The sequence below is a fragment of the Paraburkholderia sp. CNPSo 3076 genome, assembly GCF_026343935.1.
GTDB lineage: Bacteria > Pseudomonadota > Gammaproteobacteria > Burkholderiales > Burkholderiaceae > Paraburkholderia > Paraburkholderia nodosa.
Genome location: NZ_JAPMAL010000004.1, coordinates 279,025 through 293,313, shown reverse-complemented (window position 1 = coordinate 293,313; position 14,289 = coordinate 279,025). Strand labels below are relative to the sequence as shown.

Here is a 14,289-nt window from a genome sequence, read left to right as displayed (position 1 = left end):
CTCGGTCGTGTTCGCCGTGCCGCCCATGTCGGGTGTGCGCGGGCCTTCCACCAGCACCTTCTCGATGGCCTGCATGATCGCGTCGTGCGCGGCCTTGTATTGCGCGTCGCCGTTGCCGAGGAAGTCCAGCATCATCGCGCCCGACCAGATCATCGCGATGGGGTTGGCGATCTGCTTGCCGAAGATGTCGGGCGCCGAGCCGTGCACAGGCTCGAACAGCGACGGAAACTTGCGCTCGGGATTCAGGTTCGCCGAAGCCGCCAGACCGATCGTGCCCGTGCATGCGGGGCCGAGATCCGAAAGAATGTCGCCGAACAGGTTCGACGCGACGACCACGTCGAAGCGGTCCGGCTGCAGCACGAAACGCGCGCACAGAATATCGATATGCTGCTTGTCCCACTTCACGCCGGGATACGCTTCGCCCATCGCGGCCACGCGCTCGTCCCAGTACGGCATGCTGATCGAAATGCCGTTGGACTTCGTGGCCGCCGTGAGTGTCTTGCGGCCGCGCTGGTTCGCGAGTTCGAACGCGTACTTGAGAATGCGGTCCACCCCATGGCGCGTGAACACCGATTCCTGCAGCACGAACTCGCGCTCGGTGCCTTCGAACATCCTGCCGCCCACCGAGCTCACGGCGGAACTTCAGGAGCGAGCCCCACAGCGAAATGTGATCGGGCACCTTGTCGGGCCAGCCGACCGCGCCGAAATAGATCGCGTCAAAACCCTTGAGCGTGGCGAACCAGTCGTCGGGCATCATCTTGCCGTGCTGCAGGTAGTAGTCGCAGCTTGCCCAGTCGAAATGGGTGATTTCGAGGTTCAGGCCGAACTTCGCGGCCGCCGCCTCGACGGCGCGCACGCCCTCGGGCATCACTTCCTGGCCGATACCGTCGCCGGCAATGGCGGCGATTTTTAATGTCTTGCTCATGTCTCGTTCTCCGTTGCGCGGCGCGCCTGAATGGGTGCGCGCTCGATAGATGCAAGGATGCCTTAACGCGCGCTGGAAATTAGCCCCCGCAGCGTTGAGCCGTTGAACACGGGGTGTGAATAATTGGGCGGGAGGTGTGGGCTTTTATTGACATTGGGATAAGTATTCTTATCACAAGGCGTCGATTCTAATAATAAACTTCAGCTCGTGAAAATCCGCCTGGATCGCCCCCTCGCCCCGTTCCGCTGAAGGCGCAGACTTTCCGACGCAGACGTAGAGCACATTGAATCTGCCAACGTTGCGAAATTAAGTGTCAAGCGCGCATCAGACCGTATATCAATACCGACGAAGCTTTAATGGATAATATTTAGCAAGGGGTCCTAAACCTGCCGTTCAGCCATCAGTACCCGCACGACCATGAATGTCAGTTCTCACTGCGGTCGAATACGTACTCTCGACCCGGGCGTCGGTCGCATCCTGCACATGTCAACGGCTGCTTGCAACGCACTAGAGACGTCCGCATTCCGACGCACGTGCAATAGTGGCGAAGCTATCGACTGCCGGTGACCTGGCAGGCTGTTGAAAGACACCTCACCGATGCGCGGCACGCTTTTCCAAAGAGCCGCCGCGTAGGTTTGGTTCATGTCGAATTGATGCCATCGCCTCAGGGAAGCCATCTGCTCCGCGCATCGTTTCGGTCACAGTACTTTCCGTTTCTCTGGTTCAACGTTTACCGCCCCCGCTCCGATGACGACGGCGGGAGCTATTTCAACAGCCTGCCAAACCAGAAAATAGGTAGATGCCCAGGAAAACTGGGGACATTGTCAACGATATCAGGCTGCAGACGGGCCCGACGACCGGATGGCAATGCGCCGGTGGTGGACAGCCAGCGCTGCCTCGCCGCCGCTCGTGGCGTGAAAGAGTCCAAGCTGCTCGAACTCCTCTTCCTGCAGCGGCGTGATGGCAATATCCGTGTAGGCGTAACGCTCCGGTGCCTTCATGACTTCCCTGAGGGTCGCCTCTGTCCTGAGGTAGAAGCGCAGATATTTTGTCAACTTGACAGCCGTCTCACTCCAGTAGCGCGGATAGAAGCGAAGCGGCGATTCGACCGGTAACCCCCAACGTCGGTCACGTCGGTGTTTCATTCGCAGGGCTCCCCCTTCGAGCGGATGCACACCCTCGTGTTCGATCATCAGTCTGAACCAGGCGATTGTGCGCATGATTGTCTTCGGTCGGCCGTTCGGAATCTGCGCTGCCCGCGTGACGATCGTACGGATGTGCTCGTACGAGTAAAACGCGCTCCAGGCGCACCGATACGCTTCTTCCCATTCAGCGTCCGACATTTTCGGGTGGTGCGTGACCCGGTGGTTGGTGTCGTATTTGTTGATGTCCGGGTCCATCCATTCAGCGTTCCTTACCATCGTCTGATGATCCTCGGAGCCCGGAAGCGGGGTGAGCATGAAGAATTCGAGAATGTCGATTGGCAATTCACGCTTGATGATCTCGATGTCGCGCAGGATCGATTCTTTCGTGTCCGCCGGGAATCCGATGATATAGCCAGCGTAGGTAATCGCGCCGTGGGCGCGCCACTTCTGCAGCATGGCGCGGTATTCAGTGATCTTGTTCTGCCGCTTCTTGGCCGCGATCAGATTCTCGGGATTGATATTCTCAAGCCCGATGAACACGCGACGCACACCCGCGCGCGTTGCCTTCTCGATGAAGTTTGGAATCTTGTGACAGAGCGTGTCGACCTGGATCGTGAAGCCACAGTGAATGCCTTCCTTTTCCCGAAGTTCGATGACGCGGTCGAGAAGGATTTCCCAGTCGTGGTTGCGGGCGAAATTATCATCCGTGACGAAGAACCGGTCGATGCCCTGCGTTGCGTTCTCGCGGATGATCTTTTCGAGATCGTCGGGAGTGCGAAAGCGACTCTTGTGCCCCTGCACGTTGATGATGGTACAAAACGAGCACTGATACGGGCACCCACGGCCGAGGTCAACCGATGTATAGGTACCCGCCGTGCGTTCGATATGCTTGCGCGGCAAGAAGGGCTGGGGAGCACCTTCGAGCGAAGGTAACGTGTTCATGAAATTATACAAGGGCTTCATTGCACCATTCCACGCGTCGAGAAGGACCTCATCAAGACGCCGCTCCTCGGCCTCCCCAGCGAAGAGCGCCACACCCATTGCTTGCGCTTCCTTAAGATCAGCGGGCATCTCGGGCAGCATGGAGATGCAGCCAGAAACGTGGAAGCCACCGATCGCAACCGGCAAGCCTGCGGCACGGAACTGGCGGGCGAGGTCGAGTGCGCGTGGGTACTGGTTCGACTGGACACCGACCAAGCCAATCATCGATCTCCCGCCCTTTGCCTTCAGATCACGAATAATGCGCTCCGGCCACACCCGCTGGTTGGTTTCGTCGCATGTTTCGATCTCGAAATGGACGCCAGGGCCCAGCAGGTTTCGCTTTCGCGCGTCATCAGCGAGCGCATACATACAGGCGAGTGTATTGGAAGGCATGACCGAGCGGAGCCACTGGATCGGGTAGCCGTCGTCGTCGTAATGGGTCGGCTTGATGAGGACGAGAGAGAATCGGAGACCGTCAGAAATCGAGTGCATCGTGTCCATGGTCTGCCCTGTAGCCCTGTCTGGAAGTCACAAAACCGTGAAGGTCGTCCGTCTTCCGAAAACTGGAGTTGGATGGTGAACTGGCACGCAGTACAACAACGCGCATCCTACCCGCCTGGCCCCCTGCTGTGTTTACAATTCCGCGGTCGCCAGGCGCAAATCGGCGAGGAGACGGCATGGGTTCCACCTGAATTGAGTGTAGTGGGCAATGACTGGTTTTCCGTAGCTTGCTCGACACGTTTTCGTTGTTCTGGCTTACCGAATCCCTTCAATAGGTCAGCGGCGTCAAGTTCAGGATCAGCAGACTCCTCTTCGTCAGGATTGGCAACGGCGAAAGGACGCGGCGTTTGCATGCGATCCTCGAGCAGCTTGAAAACTCGGCGCCTCGTATCATCGGCTTTGGCGTCCGGACCCGCGAGATACCTATATTTTGCCTGGCGGACGGAATCGTCCGAACAAGCCCCCCGCCAATCGGACCACGCGAACGGCCGTTGTACCTTTTAAAATTGCCGTTGAGGGAACACCGGATCGACCGGTAGCAACGGGTCGATCCATGCCCTTTGCATGAGACACGCATCCGGGACGCCGGGCGTGCTCGGTCGTGGGACGCAGTGCGTCCACCTCCTGTCGCTCACCAGGAGATTTTGACCGAGATTCAAACGTCGGCTCAAGTCACACAACGGGCTTTTACGCGACGATCGCATTCGTCCCGCTGTCAGCTGATCAGTGCCGCTACCCAGGCAGCAACGATGGCGAGAGTGCACTGCAGGCTATCGCGGCATTCGCCTTCACCTGGTGAACAACCTGTACAGGGCATGGTCGCCCCCATGCCGATCAGAAATCCTCGCCGCGCGAGGTCGGCGCCGATGCGGCGATTCGCATACTGGGCAAGTGCCTTGTTACAGAAGCAGGAATACGTTTGGCTTGTTCTGTTGACACCACGGTACTTGCCGGAAGCCATGTCTGACCCCATTTGAGTTGAATAGCACGCACAGAAGCCCTGCTTGCGGTCTTTGAACAACCCCGGACCGTAACGACATTCGTGTAGAAGTGTGGCAAATTTTCCACGCGCGTGCGTTCAAAGCGTCAATGAGGGATTGCATTCCGATGTCACGCTCGCCAGCCGACGTGGCCTGTCGGGCGGAGGATGGCTGGACTGTCACTGCTGCAATCGATCAAATTATCTAGTAAGGATAACTACTATTTGCGCAACACATGTAGTTTTCGCCAGTCAACTTGACAGAGCCATCGCGATCGCATCGGAAATCTACAAAGAGGTCCAACTATTGCGTCTGGAGCCTCTGGGGCTTATCGGAATTGGCGGCCGAAGTGCATTCGAAAGGTTCGGTTTGGGGTGTGCGGAATCGAACGACCATAGTGGGGTCGACGATGCGCACAAGGCGGTTGAACCGGGGACCGAGGGTCCAGGCCGCGGTCGAACCGGTTGGAAATCGTTCCCTCGCCGGCACCTGATGCGATATCGGCCGGCGTCTCATGCATCGTCACGGTCAAGTCACGTCCCCATGTTTCCATCTATTTCGGTTTCTTACCGGTCGCCTCGGAAACGACGGCGCCCCGACTTTTCTGCCCGCATACCCGCTTCAGGAGATGAACATGCGAAGCATTCAACCTCTTTACGCAGCAAGCCGCATTTTCAGCAGCACCGCGCTCGTGTTCACCGCACTCTGCTTCGCGGCTGGTGCCGCCGACGCGCAGACCTCGGCAAAGCCGATAGTCACTCCGGGCTTCAGCCTGGCCGTGTTCGCGACGGGTTCCGGCGGCCTGATGAGCGCACCGGACTCACTTGCCGTGCTTGATGATCACGTTTGGGTCGGCTATGCAAACACCGGCGCACCGGATGGCACGAATGGCGCGATGAGCGTGATTGTCGAATACACGCTGGACGGCAGCGTCGTGAAGTCGTATCAAGTCGCGGGACACAACGATGGCCTGAAGGTCAACCCGTACACGCGCGAGATCTGGGCGATGCAGAACGAGGATGCGAATCCGAACCTCGTCATCATCAATCCCGCGACCGGCCAGGCATCCAAGCCGTATTCCTTCGCCAAAACGCTGCACGGCGGCGGCTATGACGACATCGTGTTCAGGGACGGGCAGGCCTACTTCAGTGCGTCCAATCCCACCCTTAACGCTAGCGGCAAGAATACGGGGCCCGCGATCGTCCGCGTCGTGCACCTTGATGCAAACAGCTACAGGATCGACGTTACGCCGGTGATGAGCGGCTCGCTCGATGCCAGCAACATTCCGTTTGGCACGGTGGCGACCCTCAACCTGACCGATCCGGATTCAATGACGCTAACGCCGTCGGGAGATGTACTGCTCGATGATCAGGGAGATGGCCAGCTAGTCCTGTTGCGCTCGTCGGGCGATGAGCCGCGCGTGCAATATCTGCCACTTCTCGGCAACGTGCAGGTTGATGACACGGTATTCGCCACTGCGCAACGGGGCTACCTGCTGGTATCCGATACGAAAGCCAACACGGTGTACAAGATTAGCGCCAATGTCTGGCAGCGTGACGCAGCGTTCTCCGCCTCAACGGGTGTGGCCGCTACGGGTAGCACGCCGGCAGTGCCGGCTTATGTTGGCCAACTTGATTTGCGCAGCGGTGCACTTCTGCCGCTGGTAACCAATTTGGCCAGTCCGCACGGCATGGTCTTTGTATCGACAGGCGCCCAGCAATAACGGCCGCGCATGGATTGCCGGATGACGTGATCGCAGCAAGCCGTTTCGCGGCGATTGCGTCATCCGGCAAGTGCTTCCCCAACGTCGCGACGGTCCCAGGCAGCCCGACCCGATACAGCCAACAACCGCCCGTCGACAAGTTTCATGGCGCAGATGCTAACGCAGCCTAGTTTCAAACCGGTATCAGCTTTGATGACGTGCGGCTGCATGAGTGGGGAATCGGCTATGTGCGAGCGCGGCGCAGCGATAGTGCCTCAACAAGGGAGTCGTGATGAGGTGCGGCGGCTGCGCGAGGCCGCCGCCGGCAAACGCAAAGACACCATTCGATCATCCAGAAACGGGTAGTTGAGGAGCCGGGATTCCAAATGAGCCCGGACGTGACGCACCCTCCAATCGGGAGCTACGCGTTCTGCATGAAAATAGCCGGTAGACGGACGACCGTCTCACGGGGCAACTCCCGTATGACGCTGACGATTGCGGCGAACTACGGGGGACGCTCAACTGAACGTCGGCGACCGAAGCACGGATGGTCTGCGCACGGTCGCTCTCCACCTCGACCGAAATCGTCTTGGGCAATCTGCTTTCGAGTGACGGCAGCAGTGCCACGACCGCATCAACGGCGGCCGTCACATTGGCGCCCGGCGCCTTGTGGATAGCGACGACGATCGCGCGACCGACTTCGCGAACGTACGCAGGTGAATCATCGCGTCAGGCGATGATCCAGTCATCGAACGTAGATGAGTTGGAAAGCTGGTCGGTGGACTCCACCGTCAGCGACCGGTGCGCCCCGTCCAGCCTACCCTTGGGAGAACTGACGGTCGCGATGATGACACAACGAATCCGCCGAGCGTGGCGAGCAGGCCGACCGTCAGCGCCAGACCGATCAGTGCACCGAAGCAATCGTCCCGGATGCCCGGAGAGGATGAGCCTTAGCCAGGGCGCCATTACCGCTGTGCCGCGGAACTCGCGTCCAGACCGGACGCGGCTCCGGTCAGCCGCGCTTCGGCGTTCGGCCCATGCACACGGCCATGGTCCATCTGCAAGGTCATGCGCATCCGTCGCGTGTGACACGACGAACGCGCTGCCGGACGGCTAAGCGTACGGCCTTGACAGAGTTCACACGGATGACGTTGCCTGTCTGGAGCAATTGATTGATTTCGCCGGCCTTGATGTCGTTGAGGGTCGGGGGCTGCGATCGCTGCGATACCCCGATCGCAACTGTGTAGTACTTGTCCAAAAACGTGACTGAGCCTCTTGCTTCGCGACGGCCCATCCCTCGGGTACCAGGATCGAAGACCCGAGTGGCGACGGGTAGCGCCGCACGAATTAACCGCTTCCTTAGGATCGAGTGCGTTGGCAAATTTAATCGTCCGAGCGCCCAGATAAGGTTCTGCTAAGTCTGAGCAATTAGCCTGCATATTCGTCACCCGATTTCCCAGGAGTCGTCCGCATGTCCTACGCTGCCGATCGACCGGCCACACGCCGGCTCAACAAGGTTCCCGAGATTACCCTCGCGTTCTGGATCATCAAGATCATGTCGACCACAGTCGGCGAAACCGGCGCCGACTTTCTCGCAGTCGACGTGGGATGGGGCCAGGGCGCAACGCGCGGGCTGATGATGTCGCTGCTTGCGATCGCGCTCATCCTGCAGATGCGCACACGCAAGTACGCGCCATGGATCTACTGGCTCACAGTCGTGCTTGTGAGCATCGTGGGGACACAAATCACCGATCTGCTTACCGACGGCCTCGGGGTGAGCCTGTATATCACCACGAGCGTCTTCGCCGTTATGCTCGCGGCTTTTTTCGCGATCTGGTATCGCGTCGAGGGCACCTTATCGATCGGCGCGATCGACACCCCACGTCGCGAGTTGTTCTACTGGGCCGCGATCCTCTGCACGTTCGCGCTCGGCACTGCCGCCGGTGATCTCGCGACCGAAGCGCTCGGTCTCGGCTTCTCGCTCGGCGCTGTGTGCTTCGGCGCCCTGCTTGCAGCCACCTATCTCACATGGCGATCGGGCGTAAACGCGGTCCTGACGTTCTGGGTCGCGTACGTGCTGACGCGTCCGTTCGGCGCATCACTCGGCGACCTGCTCACGCAGTCGCGCACCTACGGCGGATTCGGCCTGGGCGCCGCGTCGACGAGTCTGCTGTTCCTCACCGTGATCGTTGTGCTCGTCGCCGTCGCACAGTTCGGCGCCAGTCGCCGCACGCGCGTCGGGGTCACCGAATGACCGTCACCTTTACTTCATCATCGAATCGAGGATCTTTCATGCGCCATCCGACTACGCTTTCGCGCTTGTTCGTTGCCGTTTCCGTTTGCGCTGCACTCGGCCTCGCAGCCGGCTGCTCGAAACAGGCTGGCAGCGCCACCGCACAAAGTGGCTCGCCCACAAGTGCATCGAAGCTCGGCGACCTGTCCCAGTTCCGCACGATTGCCGCCGACGTGTCCGGTTTCGTCGCGAAGGGCGACCTCGCAGGAGGCAAGACACGCATCAAGGATCTCGAGGTTGCCTGGGACGAGGCGGAAGCCGGCCTGAAACCGCGTGCGGCGGACGACTGGCATGGGCTCGACAAGGCGATCGACCGCGCCCTCGAAGCGCTACGCGCCGACCACCCGACGCAGGCTGACTGCACCGCCGCAATGAACAACCTCCTACACACGTTCGACAAGCTCGCCGGCAAGGCCTCGTGACACGCAGGCGGGAAACGCATACGCTAGTTCCGGATATCGCGGGCGGCGTGGAGGTATGCGAATACGGCTTGTAGAAGACGACCCGATGATCGGCGAAGCAATCCAGGCTGTCCAGTGCTTTGGCAATCAGGCCAGCAAGTGAAGTCAAAAGAATCGCCTTGTTTCCGGTACGGCCTTAAAGACTTGTCTTCGCACAGCATGACCGTCCAGGTTAGGCACGCGCCGGACTGCGATGTGAGCGCAGCCTACGTCTGGGACGATCCGACGGACGCACGTGCCTTCCTTGCCACGCCCCCTGCTGGAGGGGCGCGTGCCCCTTGAGGTTCGTCTGACCGAACTGGGTGCGCGCCGCGTGAGCTTTCACACCGCTTAGGTATGACCAATGCCGTCGAAGAAGAGGTCCACCAGATGGGCAACGCGCGATTTCGACGAGCCGCCTTGCTCGATGGCAAGAGAGATCGCCGTGACCATACAGACGAGATCGTCGAAAGAGACGTCCTTGCGAACAGCCCCCGTCTTCTGGGCACGCTGGAGCAGTCGGTGTCCCTCTTCACGTCCCGCGTGACAGCCAGGCGTGTCTTCCTGGAGTACCGTTCCCAGCAACGCCGCGAGCCCGCGATAGTGACTCGCGTGGTTCACGAGTTCCTTGACGAAGGCGCGTATGGCAGCGCTCGGCTCGAGCTTTTCATCCCGTGCACGGCTCGCCTCGGCGAGTGACAGGAGGCGCTCATCGCTCGTCGCCGCGAGGAGCGCATCGCGCGTCGGGAAGCGACGATAGAGCGTGCCGATACCTACCTGGGCACGCTTGGCTATCTCGTCGAGCGAAGCCTCAGCGCCACGTTCGAGAAACACTTCTTCCGCCGCTTCGAGGATGCGTTCCCGGTTGCGGGCTGCGTCCGCACGCAGCGGCGCTTCGTCGGTCGCGGAAAGCTTGCTCTTCATTTTGCCGTGATTTCTCTTGAAAAGTGGATGATGCCTCCATATACTAAGTGGAGCAATACTCCACTTAAGCAGAGGTAGATATGGTAAAGCGATTCGAAAACAAGATTGTGGCGATCACCGGCGGCACTGAAGGCATAGGCTTGGCAACTGCCCGGCTGTTCGCGAACGAAGGTGCGCGGGTCTATGTTACGGGTCGCAGGCAGGATCGACTTGACGAAGCAGTGAGGGAAATCGGCAACGGCGCCGTTGGCGTTCAGGGGGACGCCAGTAACCTCGCCGACATTGACCGGCTCTACGAGCGCATCCGGCGCGACTATGGCAAGCTCGATGTCGTTTTTGCAAACGCTGGCGTCTCTGAAAGCGAGCCGCGACCGCTGGGAATGATCGATGAGGACAGCTTCGACCATCTCTTCGGCCTGAACGTGCGTGGTGTGCTTTTCACCGTGCAGAAAGCCTTGCCACTGCTGTCGTCTGGCGGCGTTGTCGTCCTTAACGGCTCGGTTGCGGGCAGCAAAGGCTTTCCGGGCCAGTCGCTTTACAACGCGAGCAAAGCCGCGGTGCGCTCGTTCGCACGAAGCTGGACGAGCGACCTGAAGGAGCGAGGCATCCGCGTAAATGTGGTCTCGCCGAGCGGTACCGAGACACGCCCGATGCGTAGTTACCTCGACGCACGTCCGGGAGTCGAAGATGTGTTGAAGCAACTTGTGCCGATGGGGCGCCTGGGGCAGCCGGATGAGGTCGCGCGTGCCGTGCTTTTCCTGGCATCAAACGAAAGCAGCTACATCGCGGGCGTCGAACTGTTCGTGGACGGTGGATCACTCGCGGTTTGAGCGCCAATGCACCGTTGCGTCGCTCTCGCCAGACATACACCGATTTCCGCAGCGGCTGAGCGACGGTATATACGTCCGTTTGTCTGCTTCCTGCGGACGCTCTAACCAGGATGACGATAGTCAACTCCTGGCCGGTTTCGCGCGGCTGGAGGAGCGCCCAAAAGCTGCCGCACGAACTCGCACCCGGTCCGTGCGGCATGCGCCGGTCCCGCCAGATTTCAGTCTGCTCGGAGATCTCCAGGTATCGTCAACTTCGAGCCCAAGGTACCGCACTGTACTTTACAGCTTGCTGTGGCCAGTACGGATGATCGCATTGGCAACGCGGATTCAACCGGTCGATGCAACGCAATGAACGCTGCGTGAGCAGCGGGAGTGTTGCAAATGAAACAGAGACGCCGGATCTACTACAGCGAGAGCCAGAAGAAGATAGTGGCGCGACGCCAACAGAAGGCCGACGATTGTTATTACCGATCCCGACCGTTCAAACAAATGCCAACTTACTGAGGTCTGCGCAAGGCAGGCGCATATGATCGACGGGCAGGCGGCCAGTACAATCAATGCGAAGCTGCGGACAATGTAGCCCGATGGCGCCCGCGAGGCTCCATGGTGAATCGCGCACGTAGCGCGGTGGGCAATGCGATCGCATCACGGTCAGACTCCGGCACGGAGCGAGGTCGGCGATGCACGTCGTGAGTCACGAAACCCTGTTCGCGGCTCGGCACATCGAACCAATCCCGACGGGCAAATGAATCGCGCATGTCTTCGAGACCGCTTCGCCAGTGCTCCTGCATCGTGTCGACGCTGAACTCGTAATCCTTGTAATGCCCCTCATAAGGCCTGTTTTTATAGATGAGGTGCACCACATTGATCGCGCTGCCATCGGCCGCTTCTTCAGCGAGACGAAAGAGCGGATCGGTCCTGCGCAGTTCGGCCGGCACGTGCGGGAGCAACTCCTTAATGAAACGCGCATGACGATCGGCGAGCATGCCGGTAATTGCCCGCGTCCGGCTCGAGTATTGGATGTCTTTGGCGCGCTCGGACACGTCGAAGAAATTCCCCGGCGCATTGCCGCATGCACTCCACAGGTCGACCTGAAACACCAGCGTGTCCTTGTGGTCCGCATCGCTCAGTACCTCGGTCAGCGGCGTGTTCGAGACCGGGCCACCGTCCCAGTAGTACTCGCCGTCGATCTCGACCGCCGGAAAACCCGGCGGTAACGCCCCCGACGCCATGAAATGCTCGGGTGCCAGGTGCATTTTCGTGTTGTCGAAGTACACCAGGTTGCCGGTCCGCACGTTCACCGCGCCCACTGAAACGCGGATGTCGCCATCGTTGATCCGAGCGAAATCGGCAAACTTCAGCAGCGTTTCCTTCAACTCGGCCGTGTTGTAGTAGCTGACCACGTTGGCGTTTTGCTTGCCGGATCCTGCCATCGGCAACGGCACGCGCGGCGAGAAAAACCCCGGTTGGCCTTCGGTCACGGCGCGCCCGGCGGCCCACAAATTGGCCCACTTGCGCGCCAGACCATGCATGCCGAACACGGGCGGCATCCACGCACCCAGACCACCGACCCAATCGAGTGGATGGCAAATCGAATTCCAGAAATCGCGCAAGGCTTGCACGCGGTTCTCCGGCGCATTGCCCGCGATGATGGCGGTGTTAAGCGCGCCAATCGAGACGCCGGAGATCCAGTTCGGTTGCACTCCGACCTCGGCCAGGCCTTCGTAGACCCCGGCCTGAGGACCGCGCGCGCGCGGTGGGCGGGTAGCGCAGTCCTGGCCATAAAGAAGAAGGACCCACGGCTTTTTACCGTGGGTCTTTGTGTTCTTTCCGGCACTACGGACCGGATACGGGCCAATCAACGACGCCCTCGAAATGGGAGCCTGGCGCGGCCTGCCTATTTCATTCATTGCGCCAGCACGCGCTTGAGTTTCTCCAGATATTGCGTCCAACGACGCTGCGCTACCCGTGTTGGAGTGAGCAATACAGGTCCGGGAGGCAAAGCGCAATTTCCAGGGGTGGTTAGGGCGCCCCCGCATCCGACGGCGCATGCAAAGGGAAGAAGCGTGAGAACGGCGTAGCTCCTGGATGGGGCACGTCCCAACGCATTCTTGACTCCCTGCAGCCACAATCGCCGCGAATGTACAGCAGGCTAAAACGATTGTGGTATGGATCTGGAATCTCATGTCCTAGCCCCCATTCAGTTGCGTCGGATTCCTCATCAATTGTGAGAAGCCCGAAACGACGCGGCCACGACATGTGACGAGTCGACGTTGCCGGACCAGAGTGTGTCGAACTGCTCCTGCACGGAAGCGACCATCGCGGGTACCGGATGCAGGAGCCGAACCAGACGTGGACGCCAGCCGAACAAAGGATCCTGTGGCGCGGGCGAAGGCAATCGCACGACTACGGCCCAAAGCGCATTCTGTGCCGAGACCATCGCACAGAGCGTGGTGAGCAAATGGGTCAGCGCGGCATCGCCTTCGCCTGCGGAGAACTCGGCCAGCCGATCCCAGAGTGCAAAGACGCCATCATGGAGCGCTGGATTGGCGGAATCCGCGAATGGATGCATGTCGTCCCCGGGAAGAATGGGCGGATCCCCGATCTTCGGCGATCCTGGCATCGCCTGACAAGGGCCTTCGTGCGGAAGGCCTGTCGAGGGGGCGCGGCGTTTGTCAGCAGGCGCGCGGCATCCTTGCGCTCAGATGCCCTGTCGAGGGGAGCGGAATGCTTAGAGCCGGGCACCGCCCGTCGCGTCGATCACCTGCCCCGTCGTCCAGCGTGCCTCATTCGATGCGAGGAAGGTGACGACGTCAGCCACATCGACAGGCTGGCCCACTCGTGAAAACACCGACATGGCCTCTGCGCCAGCACGTGCCTCCGGTACGTTGATCCACGCCGCATTCATGTCGGTCTCCGTCACACCCGGCATGACCGCATTCACCGTGATGCCGCGAGCGCCGAACTCAGGGGCCAGCGCCAGCGTCAGCGTTTCAATGGCACCTTTCGATGCGGCGTAGGCGGGATGCGTTGGAGCCGCGACACGCGTAAAGCCCGTCGAAACGTTGATAATTCGTCCATTGTCGCGGATGTGATCTGCAATAGCCTGAATCAGGAAGAATGGTGCCTTGAAGTTGATCGTCAGGACCTCGTCGAATACGGACTCACTCGTCTGAGACAGGGGGATGGCCGGTGCCACGCCAGCATTGTTGACGAGAATGTCCAGCCGCGGCTCGCCCGTGGCGGCGATCGCAGCTGCCTTGAACTGTTCCCAGAGACTGTCCGTTGCTTCCTTCCCGCGACTCAGGTCCGCTTTGATAGCGACGGCTTTCGATCCGAGAGCTTCGATTTCGCGGATGGTGGCGTTAGCCGCATCCTGATTGGCGCCGTAGTGCACGCCGACGAGCGCAGCCCCTTCTCTCGCAAAGGCCAGTGCTACAGCACGGCCGATGCCACGCGAGCCTCCAGTAATAAGGGCCACCTTGTTTGAAAGTTTTGCAGACATCGACCACTCCTTTCATGACTGAATTAGTAGTGATCGCTATAATATTAAGGTCAAAAGACCCTT

11 protein-coding genes and 2 pseudogenes are annotated in these 14,289 nt (G+C 60.0%); 5 read left to right on the top strand and 8 right to left on the bottom strand.

Annotated elements, in window-relative coordinates; genetic code table 11:
• From M3A49_RS07200 to M3A49_RS07190, 3 genes and pseudogenes are all read right to left on the bottom strand, one after another.
• Positions 1-925, bottom strand: a pseudogene (locus tag M3A49_RS07200) (isocitrate/isopropylmalate family dehydrogenase); the annotation flags it as partial.
• 833 nt (positions 926-1,758) lie between these two features.
• Positions 1,759-3,552 carry a B12-binding domain-containing radical SAM protein gene (locus tag M3A49_RS07195; RefSeq protein WP_266228070.1) on the bottom strand — a complete coding sequence of 598 codons (1,794 nt, stop codon included), beginning with the start codon at positions 3,550-3,552 and terminating at the stop codon, positions 1,759-1,761.
• A gap of 715 nt (positions 3,553-4,267) precedes the next feature.
• Positions 4,268-4,513 (bottom strand): hypothetical protein, encoded by a 246-nt coding sequence (locus M3A49_RS07190; protein WP_266228069.1) that lies wholly within the window; start codon positions 4,511-4,513, stop codon positions 4,268-4,270.
• A 653-nt stretch (positions 4,514-5,166) separates the two neighbouring features.
• Here M3A49_RS07190 and M3A49_RS07185 point away from each other — a divergent pair.
• A complete protein-coding gene (locus M3A49_RS07185) occupies positions 5,167-6,255 on the top strand; it encodes a hypothetical protein (protein ID WP_266228068.1) in 1,089 nt (362 codons plus the stop codon).
• Between the two features lie 327 nt (positions 6,256-6,582).
• Here the strand turns inward: M3A49_RS07185 and M3A49_RS42635 are convergent, their stop codons facing one another.
• Positions 6,583-6,921 carry an efflux RND transporter permease subunit gene (locus M3A49_RS42635; RefSeq protein ID WP_416338928.1) on the bottom strand — a complete coding sequence of 113 codons (339 nt, stop codon included), beginning with the start codon at positions 6,919-6,921 and terminating at the stop codon, positions 6,583-6,585.
• A 784-nt stretch (positions 6,922-7,705) separates the two neighbouring features.
• Between M3A49_RS42635 and M3A49_RS07180 the strand changes: the two genes are divergently transcribed.
• The 3 genes and pseudogenes from M3A49_RS07180 to M3A49_RS42630 form a co-directional block, all read left to right on the top strand.
• A complete protein-coding gene (locus M3A49_RS07180; protein WP_266228067.1) occupies positions 7,706-8,488 on the top strand; it encodes a hypothetical protein in 783 nt (260 codons plus the stop codon).
• Between the two features lie 38 nt (positions 8,489-8,526).
• Complete coding sequence (locus M3A49_RS07175) at positions 8,527-8,949, top strand: hypothetical protein (protein ID WP_266228065.1); 423 nt, start codon at positions 8,527-8,529, stop codon at positions 8,947-8,949.
• Positions 8,950-9,186: 237 nt separating this feature from the next.
• Positions 9,187-9,322: pseudogene (locus tag M3A49_RS42630) on the top strand (MbcA/ParS/Xre antitoxin family protein); the annotation flags it as partial.
• Here M3A49_RS42630 and M3A49_RS07165 read toward each other — a convergent pair.
• On the bottom strand, positions 9,319-9,891 hold the full coding sequence (locus M3A49_RS07165; RefSeq protein WP_266228064.1) for a TetR/AcrR family transcriptional regulator: 573 nt from the start codon (positions 9,889-9,891) through the stop codon (positions 9,319-9,321). The pseudogene M3A49_RS42630 and the gene M3A49_RS07165 overlap by 4 nt on opposite strands.
• Before the next feature lie 80 nt (positions 9,892-9,971).
• On the opposite strand from M3A49_RS07165, the gene M3A49_RS07160 reads away from it, so the two are divergent.
• A complete protein-coding gene (locus tag M3A49_RS07160) occupies positions 9,972-10,721 on the top strand; it encodes an SDR family oxidoreductase (RefSeq protein WP_266228063.1) in 750 nt (249 codons plus the stop codon).
• A 554-nt stretch (positions 10,722-11,275) separates the two neighbouring features.
• Here the strand turns inward: M3A49_RS07160 and M3A49_RS07155 are convergent.
• The 3 genes from M3A49_RS07155 to M3A49_RS07145 form a co-directional block, all read right to left on the bottom strand.
• Positions 11,276-12,583 carry a patatin-like phospholipase family protein gene (locus tag M3A49_RS07155; RefSeq protein WP_266228062.1) on the bottom strand — a complete coding sequence of 436 codons (1,308 nt, stop codon included), beginning with the start codon at positions 12,581-12,583 and terminating at the stop codon, positions 11,276-11,278.
• A gap of 359 nt (positions 12,584-12,942) precedes the next feature.
• Positions 12,943-13,293, bottom strand: a complete 351-nt coding sequence (locus M3A49_RS07150) for a hypothetical protein (protein WP_266228061.1) — start codon at positions 13,291-13,293, stop codon at positions 12,943-12,945.
• Between the two features lie 159 nt (positions 13,294-13,452).
• Complete coding sequence (locus tag M3A49_RS07145) at positions 13,453-14,226, bottom strand: SDR family oxidoreductase (RefSeq protein ID WP_266228060.1); 774 nt, start codon at positions 14,224-14,226, stop codon at positions 13,453-13,455.
• Positions 14,227-14,289 lie beyond the last annotated feature (63 nt).